This window comes from Longimicrobiaceae bacterium, from assembly GCA_036375715.1.
Classification (GTDB): domain Bacteria; phylum Gemmatimonadota; class Gemmatimonadetes; order Longimicrobiales; family Longimicrobiaceae; genus DASVBS01.
This window is the reverse complement of record DASVBS010000076.1, coordinates 58220-74746: the sequence shown is the minus strand read 5'-3', so window position 1 is coordinate 74746 and position 16527 is coordinate 58220. Positions and strand designations below refer to the sequence as shown.

Annotated in this window: 11 protein-coding genes; 10 read left to right on the top strand and 1 reads right to left on the bottom strand. The window is 66.4% G+C overall.

Annotated elements, in window-relative coordinates:
• Window positions 1-85 precede the first annotated feature (85 nt).
• The 8 genes from VF167_16245 (at window position 86) to VF167_16210 (ending at window position 13250) form a co-directional block, all read left to right on the top strand.
• Window positions 86-997 carry a sugar phosphate isomerase/epimerase gene (locus VF167_16245; GenBank protein ID HEX6926976.1) on the top strand — a complete coding sequence of 304 codons (912 nt, stop codon included), beginning with the start codon at window positions 86-88 and terminating at the stop codon, window positions 995-997.
• 50 nt (window positions 998-1047) lie between these two features.
• Window positions 1048-1959 carry a hypothetical protein gene (locus VF167_16240; GenBank protein HEX6926975.1) on the top strand — a complete coding sequence of 304 codons (912 nt, stop codon included), beginning with the start codon at window positions 1048-1050 and terminating at the stop codon, window positions 1957-1959.
• Window positions 1960-1965: 6 nt separating this feature from the next.
• The gene (locus VF167_16235) at window positions 1966-4707 is read left to right on the top strand and encodes a family 16 glycoside hydrolase (GenBank protein ID HEX6926974.1); all 2742 of its coding nucleotides are present in this window, start codon (window positions 1966-1968) and stop codon (window positions 4705-4707) included.
• Between the two features lie 171 nt (window positions 4708-4878).
• Window positions 4879-5349 carry a cytochrome c gene (locus VF167_16230; protein HEX6926973.1) on the top strand — a complete coding sequence of 157 codons (471 nt, stop codon included), beginning with the start codon at window positions 4879-4881 and terminating at the stop codon, window positions 5347-5349.
• Window positions 5350-5466: 117 nt separating this feature from the next.
• The gene (locus VF167_16225; protein HEX6926972.1) at window positions 5467-6429 is read left to right on the top strand and encodes a sugar phosphate isomerase/epimerase family protein; all 963 of its coding nucleotides are present in this window, start codon (window positions 5467-5469) and stop codon (window positions 6427-6429) included.
• Window positions 6430-6797: 368 nt separating this feature from the next.
• Window positions 6798-9872, top strand: coding sequence for a TonB-dependent receptor (locus tag VF167_16220; GenBank protein HEX6926971.1), 3075 nt, complete (start codon window positions 6798-6800; stop codon window positions 9870-9872).
• 78 nt (window positions 9873-9950) lie between these two features.
• Complete coding sequence (locus tag VF167_16215; GenBank protein ID HEX6926970.1) at window positions 9951-11447, top strand: RagB/SusD family nutrient uptake outer membrane protein; 1497 nt, start codon at window positions 9951-9953, stop codon at window positions 11445-11447.
• A gap of 312 nt (window positions 11448-11759) precedes the next feature.
• Window positions 11760-13250: a Gfo/Idh/MocA family oxidoreductase gene (locus VF167_16210; GenBank protein HEX6926969.1), complete on the top strand. Its 1491-nt coding sequence runs from the start codon at window positions 11760-11762 to the stop codon at window positions 13248-13250.
• An 86-nt stretch (window positions 13251-13336) separates the two neighbouring features.
• Here the strand turns inward: VF167_16210 and VF167_16205 are convergent, their stop codons facing one another.
• A complete protein-coding gene (locus VF167_16205; GenBank protein HEX6926968.1) occupies window positions 13337-14266 on the bottom strand; it encodes an FAD:protein FMN transferase in 930 nt (309 codons plus the stop codon).
• Between the two features lie 46 nt (window positions 14267-14312).
• Between VF167_16205 and VF167_16200 the strand changes: the two genes are divergently transcribed.
• Entirely contained in the window at window positions 14313-15158 is an 846-nt protein-coding gene (locus VF167_16200) for a formylglycine-generating enzyme family protein (GenBank protein ID HEX6926967.1), read from the top strand.
• A gap of 59 nt (window positions 15159-15217) precedes the next feature.
• Window positions 15218-16525, top strand: a complete 1308-nt coding sequence (locus VF167_16195; GenBank protein ID HEX6926966.1) for a Gfo/Idh/MocA family oxidoreductase — start codon at window positions 15218-15220, stop codon at window positions 16523-16525.
• The last annotated feature ends 2 nt before the right edge of the window (window positions 16526-16527 follow it).

The window sequence follows — 16527 nt, the reverse complement described above, 5'->3', positions numbered from 1 at the left end:
CTCTCGTTCGTCATTCCGATTCATCGACCGGTTCCACACGCGCGCGCCTCGCGATGACTGTGGAACCTCTACCGCCACGACAACCATGACGCCTGACAAGGGTCTCGCAGCGATCGATCGCCGTGCCTTCCTACGCAGTGCGATGGCCTACAGTGGCCTCCTCGCGGGCGGCGGCTTCTTGGCCGGCTGCGCTTCCACCGGCGCTGCCGGAGGACGCGGGGGCAGCATCGACCTCATCTCCGGTCGCACGATCGGAATTCAGCTCTACACCGTGCGCGACCTGCTGCAGGCCGACTTCGAGGGCACGCTGACCCGTGTGGCGGAGATTGGATACAGGGAGTTCGAGTTCGCCGGCTACTACAACCACTCGGCGGCGCAGGTGCGGAACATTCTCGACCGTCTGGACGTAACCGCGCCGAGCGCCCACATCGGTCTGAACGAGTTCCGGGGCGACATCGACCGCCTGATGGGCGATGCCCAGGTGATCGGCCACCACTACCTCATCGTTCCATCCGCCAATGGGCGGACGGCAGAGGGCTGGCGGCAGCTGGCCGCGGAGTTCAACCGCATCGGGGAGGTCGTGGCGCGTGCCGGACTGCGCTTCGGCTATCACAACCACGCCGCTGAGTTCCAGGATCTGGGGGGCGGCACGACCGCCTACGACATCCTCCTCCGGGAGACCGATCCGGCGCTGGTGGCGCTGGAGCTCGATCTGTATTGGGCGGTGCGCGGCGGGCAGGACCCCCTGGCGATGTTTGCCGCGGACCCAGGCCGCTATCGCCTCTTCCACGTGAAGGACATGGCCGATCGTGCAGGCTCGCAGGCGATGGTTCCCGTCGGCGAGGGAGAGTTGGATTTCGCCGCCATCTTCGCACAGGTGGGGCAGGCCGGGACTGAGCATTTCTTCGTGGAGCACGACAACGCGGCAGAGTACCCGGGGGGCTCGATCGCGAGCATCACCACCAGCTACCGGAATCTCCGCGGGCTCCTCTCCTGAGGCGGTCCGCATTCGACCGGCTCATCGGACAACCAGGACGCGATTCATCCATGGCATTTTCCAGACACGGGAGGCGGCGCGCCGCCTTCGCGAGCTCCCTGCTCGCCGTAGCACTCCTGCCCGGCGTGGTCGCCGCCCAGGAGGAAGGCGAGCAGCCAGTCGCTCCCGACCGGCCGACGATGTCGGATTTCGGTAAGGATCTCTCGGATCAGCAGGCCGGGGCGCTGCTCGCCGAGATGGGACAGCTACTGGAGCAGGCGATCGCCGCCAGCCGTCAGGCGCAGAGCGCTTCGAACGTCGCGGGCGTGAAGCAGGGGGCCGCGCAGGTGCTGCAGCTGATCTGGGGAATCGATCCCCAGGTCTCCGGCGCCGAGCCGGCCGAGGTCGCCCGACTGGGGTGGAAGGAGCGCTGGCAGGTAACCGGTGCGGAGTTCGATCCCAACTTCGTGAAGCGGCTCGGTTCCGCGCCGCCGCGCATCACCGATCCCACCCAATTGGGGATCGTGGGCCGCGGGCGCGCGGTTCGCGCCCGGCTGGAGGCGCTCGCCGACAGCACCTCGAACACGCCCGCCGACAGGCGGCAGGCGGCGGCCAACGCGCTGGCGTCGCTCAACGACGTGATCGGGTGGACGCACATCACGCGCGGCTACAAGGGACGCGAGGTGCAGCCGCGCATCAGCCTCACGCATATGTGGGACGCACCGCCGGCTTTCTGGAACTCCACGGCAGACACCGGCTGGCTCTTCGAGGCCGAGGCGCAGGCGATCAACATCATCAAGACCGATTACGGGACCGAGGTGGCGGAGGCGCAGGAGCACGCCGCGGCCATGACCGCGCTGCTCGAGCGCGCCCGCGACGGCGTGGATGCCAACAAGAACGGTAGGGTGGAGCCGATCTGGATGGAGGGCGGTCTCGCCGCCGCGTTGTCCGAGGCCCAGAAGGCCGGTCTCCGCTCCCGCTGACCCCGAATGAAGACGCTACCGATGAAGATGAACGGATGGAGGAAGTTCGGCTCCGTCGCCATGATCGCGGCGCTCGCCATGGGGTGCGCGGGAGTGCAGGGGGGTGCACGCGGCGTCGGCGGCGCTGAGGGCCGCAGCATCGTGCTGTTCGACGGGGAGAACACCGAAGGCTGGAGACAGATCGGCCCCGGTGGCTTCACCCTGGAGAACGGTGCGCTCGTCAGCCACGGCGGGATGGGGCTCTTCTACTACGCGGAGCGGCCCTTCCGCGACTTCGTGCTCGAGCTCGAGTACAAGACGAACTCGCCAGGCGCGAACTCCGGGATCTTCGTTCGCTTCCCCGAGCAGACCGACGATCCCTGGGTGCCGGTCGACGCCGGCTACGAGATCCAGATCGACGATCTGCAGGACCCACTGCACCAGACGGGTGCCGTCTACACCTTCTCTCCCGCATCGCATCTGGCGGCGAAGCCCGCCGGAGAGTGGAACGAGTACCGGATCGAAGTGCGGGGGCAACACTATCAGATCTACCTCAACGGAGCGAAGGTCAACGAGTTCATCGGTACCCGGGGCCGCGAGGGCTACATCGGCCTGCAGAACCACGACGACGACTCCAAGGTCTGGTTCCGGAACATCCGGGTGACTCCGCTGAGCGTGGACAACCCGCCGATGACCCTCGCCGACCTCTTCGAGGCGCAGAGCGATCAGCCGATCCGTACGCTGGTTATCACCGCCACGCACGGCTTCCGGCACACCGAGGCGATCGAGGCGATTCACCAGGTGCTGCCCGAACTGGAGCGTACGACCGAGTTCGAGTTCGACCTCACGGAGGACCTCTCGGTCCTGACGCCGGCCAATCTGGCCAGCTACGATCTACTCTTCCTCGCCAACTCGACGCTGCGCGCCGAGCCGGCGGAGAAGACGCCGGAGGCGATCGCCGAGACACGAACGGAAAACGTTCCTTCCCCGGTCACCCTCGCCCAGCAGCAGGCGATCGTCGATTTCGTGCGCTCGGGTAAGGGACTGGTGGTCGCGCATGCCGGCCTCGATGCGCTCTACGGCTTCGACGAGTACCGGGAGATGGTGGGTGGAGGCCTCTTCCAGGAACACCCGTGGACGCGGAGCGTCCGCATCAACGTGGAGGATCACGAGAACACCTCCGTTCAGCACCTCGGGGACGGGTTCTGGATCCGCGACGAGATCTACGTGCTGGACGAGAACCCGCGGTGGAACAGCCACGTGCTCCTCTCTCTGGACATGCCCAGCGTGGGGGTGCCAGTGGGGTCGGCGGACGCGACCCGTGACGATTACCCGATCTCCTGGATTCGCCGCTACGGCGAGGGCCGGGTCTTCGCCACCAAGCTGGGCCACTTCGGTGATATCTGGAGGAATCCCGATTTCCTGCAGCACCTGCTGGTGGGGATGCGGCAAGCCGCGGGCAGGGAGCCGGCCGACTTCTCGGGTCACCGGGTGAAGGAGACCATCGTCGAAGGCGTCTGGCCGGATGACATTGCCATCGACGAGCAGGGGAACGTCTGGATCGTCGAGCTCACCGGGAAGGTCTTCCGCTACGACGCCGCCAGTGGGCAGGCCACACAGGTCGCTCAGATCCCCACGACCGACCCGACCAACATCGAGCACGGTCTCTTCGGGATCGAGATCGACCCGAACTTCTACAACGGCGAGCCGTACGTCTACCTCTACTACGCGCAGCCGGAGACCTTCATCAACACGCTGTCCCGCTTCACCTTCGCCAACGGGCAGATCGACATGTCCTCGGAGAAGGTGCTGCTGCGTGTGCCGACGGAGCCTGCTTGCTGCCACCAGGCGGGCGATCTGGAGTGGGGCCCGGATGGCACCCTGTTCATCTCCACCGGCGACACGGGGCAGAGCGGCACCCGTCCCACGCAGGAGCTGACCGAGGAAGCCGTCAACGCCTTCGTGGAGCGGAACAGGCTCGAGGGCTACCACTGGTCTCGCCTGGCCGACTCCGAGCGGACCGCTCAGAATCTGCAGGACCTGCGAGGCAAGATTCTGCGGATCAACAAGGACGGCTCGATCCCCAAGGACAACCCGTTCTACGGCGAGCCGGGGGTACGCTGGGAGATCTACTCCTACGGCCTGCGTAACCCCTACCGCATCAAGTACGACGCGCCGACCGGGCGAGTCTACATCGGCATCGTGGGCCCGGACGAGCAGACGACCTACGACTGGTACGACGTGGCGCTGCAAGGAGGGGAGAACTTCGGTTGGCCCCGCGCCACCGGACGGCTGTTCTACAACGAGTGGACGCCGCAGATGATCCCCAACTACGTGCCGCCGCTCTGGGAGTATACCTACGAGACGGGCGGACGGTCGGCGACCTTCGGGCCGATCTACCGATCGGACGGCGAGCACGCCTTCCCGGAGATCTTCCAGGGCAAGGTTTTCGTCTACGACTGGTCGCGTAAGTGGATCAAGTGGGGCGATGTCGTGAACGGGACTTTCGAGAGCGACACCGTACAGGACGTGCGCAGTGACGGTCGGCAGTTCCGCATTCCCACCAAGCGGCTGGCGAATCTGAAGACCTTCGACGTGCTGACGGGCACGAGCCCGATCTCCATGGAGCTGGGCCCGGACGGTTGCCTCTACGTGGCCGAATTCACCGGCTTCTGGGCGCCCGCGCCGGGTTCGAACGTGAGCCGATATTGCTGGATCGACGACGAGTCCCCGCAGGCGGCTCCGCCGGTGACGACCACCTCGCGTTAGACCGTCATCGGAACACTCGCCGTACCGCGGGACTACAAGGGGAGCGCGGCCGGGGCTCCGGAGGCACCCACCCGAGGTGCTTCCGGAGGGTTCGTGCCCCGGCTCTGTCCTGCCGCTCCTCTTGAACCGCGGGGCGTCGTCGAACCTGATTCACCTCGGGAGGATTTAGTGTTGAAGCTGAGTGCAGGAGCCTCTCCGTTGCGGCAATGGGGAGGGACGCTGGTGATCGCTCTGGCAGCTCTGGCTTTCGCAACGACGCGGGCGGAGGCTCAGGCGGATGGAGCGAAGGTGTTCGCAACGGTGTGCGCTTCGTGCCACCAGGCTAACGGACAGGGAGTTCCTGGTGCCTTCCCGCCCCTCGCGGAGAGCGAGTGGGTCACGGGGGACCCGGCTCGGCTGGTCAAGATCATCCTTCACGGGCTGACGGGCGAGATCGACGTCGGGGGCGAGGTCTACGCGGGCATGATGCCGCCTTGGGGCGGGGGCTTAAACGATCAGGAAGTTGCCGCGGTCGCGACCTACGTCCGCAGTAACTTCGGCAACGAGGCCAGCCCGGTGACGCCGGAGGTGGTGGCGGCGATCCGGAAGGAGTTTGCCTCCCGGAAGACGCCGTGGACGGCGCAGGAGCTGGCTGCCAAGTAGATTGCCGTGGGGCGCGGCCCGGAGCCGCGCCCTTTCTTCTCCCGGCTGGGAGAGAGTTCTCACCGCTGCGGCTACCCAGGCCGCCGATCGCTTCACCTCACCGGAGCCACTCCACCCATGTCCGAGGTCAATCGCCGTGAATTCATCCGTTCGAGTGCCGCCGTGCTTCTGGGCGGCAGCATGGTGTCTTCCATGAGCTGCGCGAGCGGAGCCGCGGAGAGCGCGGCCTCCGGGCCGCTGTTCGACATCTCTCTGGCGCAGTGGTCCCTGCACCGCTCCCTGCGTGCGGGGCAACTGGACAACCTCGACTTCGCCGGGCTCGCCCGCTCGCGCTTCGGCATCGGAGCCGTGGAGTATGTCAACCAGTTCTTCATGGACAAGGCCCGGGACATGGCGTACCTCGGGGAGATGAAGCAGCGGGCCGAGGACGCCGGAGTCCGTAACGTGCTCATCATGTGCGACAACGAGGGGATGCTCGGCGACCCTGATGACGCCCGCCGCACGGAGGCTGTGGAGAACCACTACAAGTGGGTCGATGCCGCGCGCTTCCTGGGGTGTCACTCCATCCGCGTGAACGCCGCCAGTCGCGGCAGCTACGACGAGCAGCTGGCGCTCGCGGCCGACGGTCTGCGCCGGCTCGGCGAGTACGGGGCGGAGCAGGGGATCAACGTGATCGTCGAAAACCACGGGGGGCTCTCCAGCAACGGCAAGTGGCTGGCGGCGGTGATCCAGCGGGTGGACATGCCGACGGTGGGCACCCTCCCCGACTTCGGTAACTTCCGCCTCTCCGGCGGAAACGGACAGCCGGAGGAGTGGTACGACCGCTACCAGGGCGTCCAGGAGCTGATGCCGTACGCCAAGGGAGTGTCCGCGAAGTCACACGCGTTCGACGCGGAAGGGAACGAGGTCGAGATCGACTACCGCCGGATGCTGCGCATCGTCCTGGATGCCGGCTACCGCGGCTTCGTCGGCATCGAGTACGAAGGGGAAATCCCCGAAGAGGAGGGGATCCTCGCCACTAAACGCCTGCTCGAGCGGGTCCGGGAGGAGCTCACTCCCGAATACCGTTCCCAGGCATAGTTCCCGAGCATCGTTCCAGCATAGCTGAGGCAAACGGGGCCCGTCTCTCTCGCGGGCCCCGTTCCTTTGAGAGCGCGGCGGTCATCGATCGCCGCGCTTATTCGTTGTATCGACATCTACGAAGAAGCCTGCGCTGCAGTATTTGACACAACAGGGAAGAACGTCTACTGGTAAGGCCGTGGGCTACTTGGGGTCTGCTCGTGACCCCGCTGCACGATGTGCGTCTAATAGTCAGATAACACTCTATTTCACGCCGATTTCTGGCGGGCCCCGCCGGGTCACCCTCCGACTCGCTCCGACCGGCGGCCCGCTCAGGGCAGTCCCACATCGGGGGCTGCCGCAATTGCCATCCATCCGGAGAGCGCAGCATGAGATGGACCTCAGTTCTGTTGTGCGCAGTACTGCTCGGGCTACCCCGAGCAGGCTGGTCGCAGGCGACAGGTGCGATCAGCGGTACCGTGAGCAGCGATGCGGGGGCCCCGCTCAGTGGGGCCAGTGTGACCGTCGTCGGGACGGGAGCCGCAGCGCTGACGGGACCTGACGGCCGGTACACACTCGAGGGCGTGCCGGCCGGAACGCACACCGTGCGAGCCACCATGCTCGGGTACGGTGAGGCGACGCAGACGGTGACCGTGCAAGCCGGCGCGACCGCTACGGCCAACCTGACGCTGTCGGCTGCCGCGGTGGAGCTGGAAGGGATCGTGGCGATCGGGTACGGCACGACCAGCCAGCGCAACCTTACCGGGGCGGTCGCTTCCGTGTCGGGCGAGGACGTGCTGACCGAAGCCACCCCGGTTACGGCGGTCTCCAACGCGCTGCAGGGGAAGGCTCCCGGCGTGCAGGTGGTGACGAACTCCGGCGTGCCGGGCGCGGGCTCGAGCGTGCGGATCCGAGGCACGAACTCGATCAGCGCCAACAGCGAGCCGCTCTACGTCATCGACGGCATCCCGGCCGTGCAGGGGACTAACTCGGAGGACCCCACCTACAACCCGCTCAACGAGATCAACCCGAACGACATCGAGTCGATCCAGATCCTGAAGGACGCGAGCGCCACCGCGATCTACGGCTCGCGAGCCGCCAACGGCGTGATCCTGATCACCACCAAGCGCGGGCAGTCCGGCGCCGACCAGGTGCGGGTCGAGACGAGCTACGGGTGGCAGGAGATCAGTAAGACGATCAACCCGCTCACGGCTCCGCAGTACATGGAGCTGGTGAACGAGGCGTACACCAACATCGGGCGGGAACCCCGCTATACGCAGGAGCAGATCGCTTCGGCGCAGACGTACAACTACGTCGATCTGATGACGCAGCGGGCGCCACAGCAGAGCCACTCCATCACCCTTACGGGCGGCGATGAGCGTACCCGCTACCTGATCTCCGGGAACTACGTCGACCAGGAGGGAATTCTCGTCAACACCGGGTTCGAGCGCTACGGCCTGCGGTTCAACCTCGATCGGAACATGAGCAGCCGCTTCCGCACCGGCACGAGCCTGAGCTTCGCCCGGGTGCACCAGGCGATCAACCGGTCGGAGAACGGCGGTATCGGGGCGAGCGCCCGCGGAATCCTGGCGGCGATCAACTTCGACCCCTCGCTGGCCCCGAAGGACGAAGACGGCAACTGGAACAAGCGGGCGGTACTCGGCGAGCAGCTGGAAAATCCGCTGGCGAACATGATGGAAATCGTGGACGTCCGGAACGAGTACCGCGGCATCGGAAACGTCTACGCTGAGTACGACCTGCTCGACAACCTCGTACTGAAGACCACTGCGGGCATCAACGCGCACTTCTGGCGCAACCCGTACTTCGCGCCCAGCACCATCGCCCCCGGTGACGGGGCGAACGGTGTGGCCGCGATGGGAGACGGATACGACCGGCAGCTCACCAGCGAGAACACCGCGACCTACCGGCGTGAGGTCGGAGCGGGCTCGCTGGAGGTGCTGGGCGGCTTCTCCGTCCAGACGTACCAGAGTGAGTCCTCGTGGTCCGAGGGGCAGGGCTTCCCGACCGACGAGATCGCCTGGCACGACCTCGGCGCGGGAGCCGGGAACCGCGGCGTCGACACTGGCTACAGCGACTGGACCCTGATCTCGACGCTGGGCCGCATCAACTACAATCTCCTCGACCGCTACCTCTTCACCCTCACCGGGCGGCGTGACGGTTCCAGCCGCTTCGGCGCGAACAACAAGTGGGCCTTCTTCCCCTCCGCCGCTTTCGCCTGGCGGATCGTGGACGAGCCCTTCATGCAGGATCAGACCCTTTTCGACGAGCTGAAGCTGCGTCTCAGCTACGGCGTCACGGGCAGCCAGGCCGTCGCGCAGTATCAGTCGCTGTCTCGCCTGTCCACCGAGTTCGTCGGCATCGGCATCAACGACGAGGTGGTCACGCTGCGCCCCTCCAGCTCGGCGCCGAATCCGGACCTGAAGTGGGAGAAGCAGCAGCAGTTCAACGTGGGTCTGGACATGGCATTCCTGGACAACCGCATCGCCCTGACCCTGGACGCGTATCGCTCTACCACGAGCGACCTGCTCCTCTGGGTCGACCTGCCGCGGACATCGGGCTATGTCAACCAGCTTCGCAACCTCGGTGAGGTCGAGAACCGGGGCTTCGAGGTGGGCCTGAGCACGGTCAACGTGACCACGCCCAGCTTCAACTGGCGCAGCACGCTGAACGTCTCGGTGAACCGCAACGAGGTCACCGACCTCGGCGGGGTGGACTACATCTACCCCGGTGGCTCGCGCTACGGCTGGTTCCTGGACGGCGGGCAGAGCCACATCGTGAAGGTCGGGGAGCCGCTTGGCACCTTCTACGGCTACGAGACCGACGGTCTGTGGCAGGAGGGTGACGAATGCTATCTCAACAACTCGGACGAGTGCACGCCGGGTGAGTACAAGTTGGTGGACCAGAACGGCGACGGCGTGATCAACGCCGACGATCGCACCATCCTGGGTTACGCCGATCCGGACTTCTACGGCGGGTTTTCCAACAACTTCACCTGGGGGCCGGTGCGCCTGGACGCGTTCTTCACCTTCTCGTACGGCAACGAGGTCGCCAACGTCTCGCGCGTCTTCACGGAGAGCGCGACCGGGTTCCTGAACGAGTCGGAGCGGGTGCTCGATCGCTGGACGCCGGAGAACACCGACACCGACATTCCGCGCGCCAACAACGCCCGTCCGCGTCGTCTCTACGGGGCCTACATCGAGGACGGGTCGTACCTGCGGCTGTCGAATCTGACGTTGGGCTATCAGCTCCCCGAGCGGCTGCTGCCGGGGGTGAGCAGCGCGGAGCTCTATCTGACCGGTCAGAACCTCTTCGTGCTCACGGATTACACGGGCTTCGATCCCGAGGTGAACAGCATCGGCGGCGATTCGCGGCTGCGGGGCGTCGACTCCGGCGCTTACCCGCGTGCCCGCACGTGGAACATCGGCGCCAACATCACCTTCTGATCCGTGGGGCGGTCCGGACGGCGGCGAATGCCGCTGGTCCGCGGGCGTCCTCGTTCACGAATTGAGATCGAACCGGCTATGAATAAATGGTTGATGGCCGCCCCGGTGGCGCTGGCGCTCACCGTTGGTGCGTGCGACGACATGCTGACGGAAAATCCGAAGGATTTCCTTACGGACGACAGCTATTACAAGACTCCCGATCAGATCGAGACGGCGGTCCTTTCCGCCTATCAACCGATCACCCGGGGCGACGTCTGGGAGTGGCAGCTCGTCATCGACGTGGAGCTGGCGTCCGACCACGTCCGCATCCACCCGGACGAGCCCAACTACGGCACCTACCACCCGGGCCTGCTACTCTGGGAGCCGACGACCTCGAGCGCGGAGGCGCCGTGGAACGGCCTCTACACCAGCATCTACCGGGCAAACCTGGCGCTGGCCAAGATGGAGGAGGTCGAGTTCCCCGACCCCGCCGAGAAGGAAGCGCTGGCTGCCGAGGCGAAGTTCATCCGGGGCTACGCCTATCTGCTCCTCACCAAGATGTACGGCGACGTGCCGCTGCTGGTGAGCGAGGAGGACCACCGGAACTACGAGGTGGCGCGTAGCCCGGTCGACGAGGTGCACGCGCAGATCGAAGAGGATCTGCTCGCCGCCGAGGCGGGGCTTCCCGACACGCCGGAGCAGCACGGACGGGCCAGCAAGGCGGCCGCTCGGATGGTCCTCGCCGATCTCTATCAGTGGCGTTCGAGCGCGCTAGGTACCGACCAGTGGGACAAGCTGGCGGAGTACTCCAAGAAGGTGATCGACGACCCGAACTGGGGGCTGATGGACGACTATCTCGACGTCTTCCTCCCCGAGACCAAGGGGAACCAGGAGGTCATCTGGATGGTCGCTTCGTCCGGCGTCGAGGGACGCACCAGCACCAACGTGGGCTGCAACTGGCTGCCGCGTGAGCTTGGCTTCGGCAGCGGCGGTGGGTGCGAGGTGCTGGGACAGCCCACCGAGTGGTTCTACAACAGCTACCCGGAAGGGGATTACCGGCACGAGGTCAACTACCGCACCGAGGGTTGGAGCACCAACACCGACCTCGGCGACAATGGTTTCGTCAAGCTCTCCTGGCCAAACGTCTACAAGTACCGGCCTACCAACCGGGGCATCGGCGGTCCGACCGACGTGGATTTCCCTCTCTACCGCTACGCCGAGGCACTGTTGATGTACGCCGAGGCTCAGTATGAGATGGGGAATGTAGAGGAGGCCACCCGGTACGTGAACATGGTTCGTGCTCGCGCCCGGAAGGGGACGGGCAGCGAATCGCGGAGCGCGCCGGCCGACCTCCCCACGGTGACCCGGGACGACATCTACATGGAGCGCGGTTGGGAGCTGGCGCACGAAGGGAAGCGCTGGTGGGACCTCGTGCGGCGTGACGCGATGGAGCCCGGATACTGGGCCAACTCCCTGATCGAGCACGACCCGGAGACTGCGCAGCGCGGTGATGTCTCGGAGTTCCGCAAGTTCCTGCCGATCCCCCGCGCGGAGATCGAGAGGAACCCCGCGCTCGAGCAGAACCCCGGCTATTGAGCAAGCTCATCGCGGAATCGTTCCCTGCCGGCGCACTGGCCGGCAGGGGACTCTGCATTGTATACTGTGACGGCTGCCCCGTTCGTCGCGGCGAGCGGTGAGCGGGGCGCTCCTCCTAGTTCCAGCCCTTTACTTCCAGGCGGTCATGCGGAGCGATCAAGATGTCGCGCTGCGGCGCTCCGCCGGAGGTGACAGCGCCGTTCGAACTTCGGTCAGTGATTCTCACCGCCCTCGCCCGTCCGCCGCACTCCGGCGATCGACGGAGGCTGCAAGCCGGTGGGGGCTCCCTCAATCACAGCGGAGAAGCGCAAAATGCAAAACGACCCGATGACGCGTCGCTCGTTCGTGTCGGGGATGGCGAAGACTGCCCTGGGCTTCACCATCGTCCCGCGACACGTGCTGGGTGGACCCGGCTTCGTAGCGCCGAGCGACACACTCAACGTCGCCATGATCGGCGCGGGCGGAATGGGGATGAGCAACGCTTACAACCTGGTCGCCGGAGGGCAGAACATCGTCGCCCTGGCGGACGTCGACATGAACCGGGTGATGCGTGACGTCGTCGGCCGCGCCCAGAACCGCGACGGCACGGTGAACGAGGTCGGTGCGAAGTTGAAGGCGGCGTACGAGAAGGCGAAGAAGTACAGCGACTTCCGTCGCATGCTGGAGGAGCAGGGCGACGCCATCGACGCCGTGGTCGTCGCCACCCCCGACCATTTCCACGCAGTCGCCGCGAACGCGGCCATGCAGCTCGGCAAGCACGTCTACGTGCAGAAGCCGCTCACTTACACGGTGCACGAGGCGCGGGTGCTTCAAGAAACCGCCCGTCGCACCGGTGTCGTCACCCAGATGGGCAACCAGGGTCACTCCTCGGATACGGCTCGACGGGTGAACGAGTGGATCGAAGCCGGTGTGCTGGGGCCCGTTCGGGAGGTTCATGTCTGGACCAACCGGCCCATCTGGCCACAGGGTGTTCCCCGTCCGACGCGCGAGCTCGCCGGCGAGGACCTGGGCAACTGGGGCGCGCGCAATCTCAACCCGCAGTTCGCCGCGGCCATGGCGGGCAGCTTCCCGATGCCGGAAGGGCTGGACTGGGACGTCTTCATCGGGCCATCGCCCTTCGTGGAGTATCACCCGGTCTACCATCCGTTCAACTGGCGTGGCTGGGTGGACTGGGGGGTCGGCGCGCTCGGCGACATGGGTGCGCACCTGATCGATCATCCGTTCTGGGCGCTCAAGCTGGATCTGCCGACCACCATCGAGGCGACCTCCACCCCTTGGGGGCCCGACGTCGACGACACGCCGGCGACCTATCCGCTGGCGACGCTGGTACACTACGAGTTCGCGGCGCGCGGCGATCAGCCGCCGGTGAAGATGACCTGGTACGACGGTGGGCTCATGCCGCCGCGTCCCGAGGTGCTGCCCGAGGACGTTCCGCTGGAGCGGGGTGGCGGCGTCATCTTCGTTGGCGAGCGCGGCATCCTCATGCACGAGACGTACGGCGAAAACCCGCAGATCTTCCCGCTGAGCCTGCGTGAGGAGGCGGATCGGGTGCCTGAGACCTATCCGCGCGTCGGCATGAGCCACGAGATGAACTGGGCCAACGCGGCGATGGGGAACGGTGAGGCTACCTCGCCGTTCGACTACGCTGCCCGGCTGACGGAGACCATGCTGTTGGGGCTCGTGGCGCTGCGCACCGGGCAGGGCGTCAAGATCGAATACGATGCCGCCTCGATGTCCGTCACGAACAAGCCGGAGGCCAACCAGTACCTGAAGCGGGAGTACCGCCAGGGCTGGAGCCTCTAGGCTGATCGGAGCCGGTTCGAGGCCAGTCGAGCCGGTTGAGCCGCCGTCTCTGGCCAACCCCGGTAGCGATGGCGTATAATCCCGCGCTAACGCAAATCGGCGGTGGGCCCGAGACGGCGGATGTAGAAGGTTACCTCCGGATAATTCCGCTGCAGGAAGGCTCCCCCTGCCTCCTCTCCGAGTACGCCGGCGAGGGTGGACAGGGGGTCGGAGTACAGGCCGCTTCGGGTGATCACAGTAGCGGCCGAATGACCGCGAAGCGGCGTTCCGGTGCGTGGGTCGATCACGTGTGAGTAGCGGACCCCGCCGATCTCCACGTACTGCACCGCGTCACCGGAGGTGGAGATCGCGCCGTGGGCGAGCGGCACGACGGGAGGTGCGCCCGCGGGATCGTCGAGCCGGATCGTCCAGGCTCGTTCGCCCGGAGGGGGTGCGCCAACGACGATGTCGCCGCCGAACTCCACCAGGGCTCTTTCGATGCCGTGCTCCCGCAGGACGGCGAGCGCCTCGTCTGCCGCGTACCCCTTGGCAATGCCGCCGAGGTCGAGGCGCATGCCTGGTCGTGCCAGCCGCACGGCGCGACGCTCGGGGTCCAGTTCGAGAAGGTGCCAGCCGGTGCGGCGTCGCGCCTCCTCGAGCTCGCTCGCGGTGGGGAGGACCCGCGCGCGTCGGGCCTCGCGCCAGAGCTGGATCAGCGGTCCGACGGTGACGTCGAAGGCCCCGTCGGATTGGCGAGCCAGCTCCTGCGCGACCTGTAGCACGCGCCAGAGCGGCTCGCTCACGGGGACCCAGCTTCCGGCGGGTTGTCCCACAAGACGCATGAGCTCGCTGTCGTCGCGGTAGTCGCTCATGATCGCGTCGAGCTCCGCAATCCGCTCGAATGCGGCCCGGGCCGCGCTCAACGCCCGCGTGCTGTCAGCGGTATAGAAGACCAGGCGAGCCTCCACCCCCATGTGGATCTGCCGGTACTCGAAACGGCGTGGCGAGGCCGCGAAGGACACGCACGACAGCAGCATCAAACTCCACAACGCGCTCAGACAACGGACCTTTTGCATGATGGGGATGAGCAGGATCGCGACGGCGCTGGTGCTGGCTTTGATTTCGATCGGGTGCGCGTCGAGCGGCGCCGGAGCGCAGGGGGATGCAGGTGCTCCCCCACCGAACGACGCGAACTCGCAATGGTCGGGACAACCGTACACCGAATCGGTCCCGGGCACCACCGTGGGTCTCGAGATGGTACCGATTCCGGGTGGGACGGTCGAGGTAGAGACCCCGCGAGGTACGCAGCGGGTCGAGATCGCTCCCTTCTACATGAGCCGTGTGGAGGTGCCCTGGGACGTCTTCGACGTCTGGGTCTTCGCGCTGGATGAAGGCACCCAGGTGGCCACGGGCAAGGGCGAGGAGGCCGTATCGCGGCCGAGTCGCCCTTACGTGCTGCCGGGGCGCAACTGGGGACACGACGGGATGCCGGCCCTGGCCATGACCCCGCACGCCGCCACCGTGTTCGCCAACTGGCTTTCGGAGAAGACCGGCCACACTTACCGCCTCCCGACCCAGGCCGAGTGGATCTACGCCTGCCGTGCCAACCAGGAAGAGCCGGCCGATCTGGAGGCCGTCGCCTGGTACTTCCAGAACGCCAACGACCGGACGCACCCGGGTGGCAGCAAGGAAGCCAACGCCTTCGGCCTCGCCGACATGCTCGGTAACGTCGGGGAATGGGCCATCGGCGCGGACGGCGAGCCCATCCTGATGGGCGGCTCCTACGACGATACCGCCGACCAGGTCCGCTGTGACGCCGGGAAGAAGCAGACGCCGGCCTGGAATGCCACCGATCCCCAGCTGCCCAAGAGCGAATGGTGGCTGGCAGATGCGCCTTTCGTGGGCCTGCGCTTGGTGCGCGAGCCCTAGTGGGATCGTTCCTCCCTACCCTCCAGACAGGAGCCCATCTCGTGAATCGTAAGGATTTCTTGTCCAGCCTGACCCGCCGCGATTTCCTCCGCGTATCGGCGGTGGCCACGGCGGGGCTGGCGACCCAGTGGTCGCCGGGTTACGCCGCCGCCTATGCTGGGCAGGCGGAAACCATCCGCGTAGGCCTGATCGGCTGCGGTGGACGGGGCACGGGCGCAGCACGTGACTGCGTCACCTCCTCCGAAGGGGTGGAGCTGGTGGCGATGGGAGATCTCTTCCCCGACCGGTTGGAGCGCTCCAAGAATCAGCTCACCCGGGCGATCGGGGACAAGTTCAAGGTCACCGGCGAGACCAGCTTCGTGGGCTTCGACGCCTACAAGCAGGTGCTGGCGACCGATGTCGACCTGGTCATCCTGGCCACGCCTCCGGGCTTCCGTCCCCTGCACCTGCGGGCCGCCATCGACGCGGGCAAGCACGTCTTCACGGAGAAGCCGGTGGCAGTCGACCCGGTCGGGGTGCGCTCCGTCTTCGAGACCTCGGATCTGGCCAAGAGCAAGAACCTGGCGATCGTCGCGGGGACGCAGCGGCGGCACGATCCCAAGTACCGCGAGACCATCCAGCGCATCCACGACGGCGCGATCGGCGACATCGTGGCCGGCAACGTCTACTGGAACCAGGGCGGGCTGTGGACGGCCGAGCGCAAGCCGGAGATGAGTGACACGGAGTGGCAGATCCGGAACTGGCTGTACTTCACCTGGCTCTCCGGCGACCACGTGGTCGAGCAGCACGTGCACAACATCGATGTGGCCAACTGGGTGCTGGGCGGCCATCCCATCCGCGCCAACGGCGTTGGTGGTCGCCAGGTCCGCACCGGCCCGGAATACGGCCACATCTACGATCACTTCTGCGTGGAGTTCGAGTACCCCAACGGGGCGCGCATCACGAGCATGTGCCGTCAGCAGGACGGGACGGCCGGCTACGTGGGCGAGTTCTTCATCGGAACCAGGGGCACGTCCAACGCCGCCGACACGATCCGCGGAGCGACGGCCTGGAAGTACTCCGGTGAGGAGGTGAACCCCTATCAGCAGGAGCACGCGGACCTGATCGCGAGCATCCGCGCCGGGCAGCCGCTCAACGAGGGCCGACAGGTTGCCGAGAGTGTGCTCACCGCCATCATGGCGCGCGAGGCAGCCTACACCGGTCAGGACCTCACCTGGGATCAGGTCCTCAACGCCAATCTCAAGCTCGTGCCTGACCAGGTCGCCTTCGGCGACCTGCCCATGGCGCCGGTGGCGATGCCGGGGGTGACCAAGCTGGAACGGCCGATGTACGGCCACTCTCACGAGGCCACCTCGCAGGCGGGTTGACG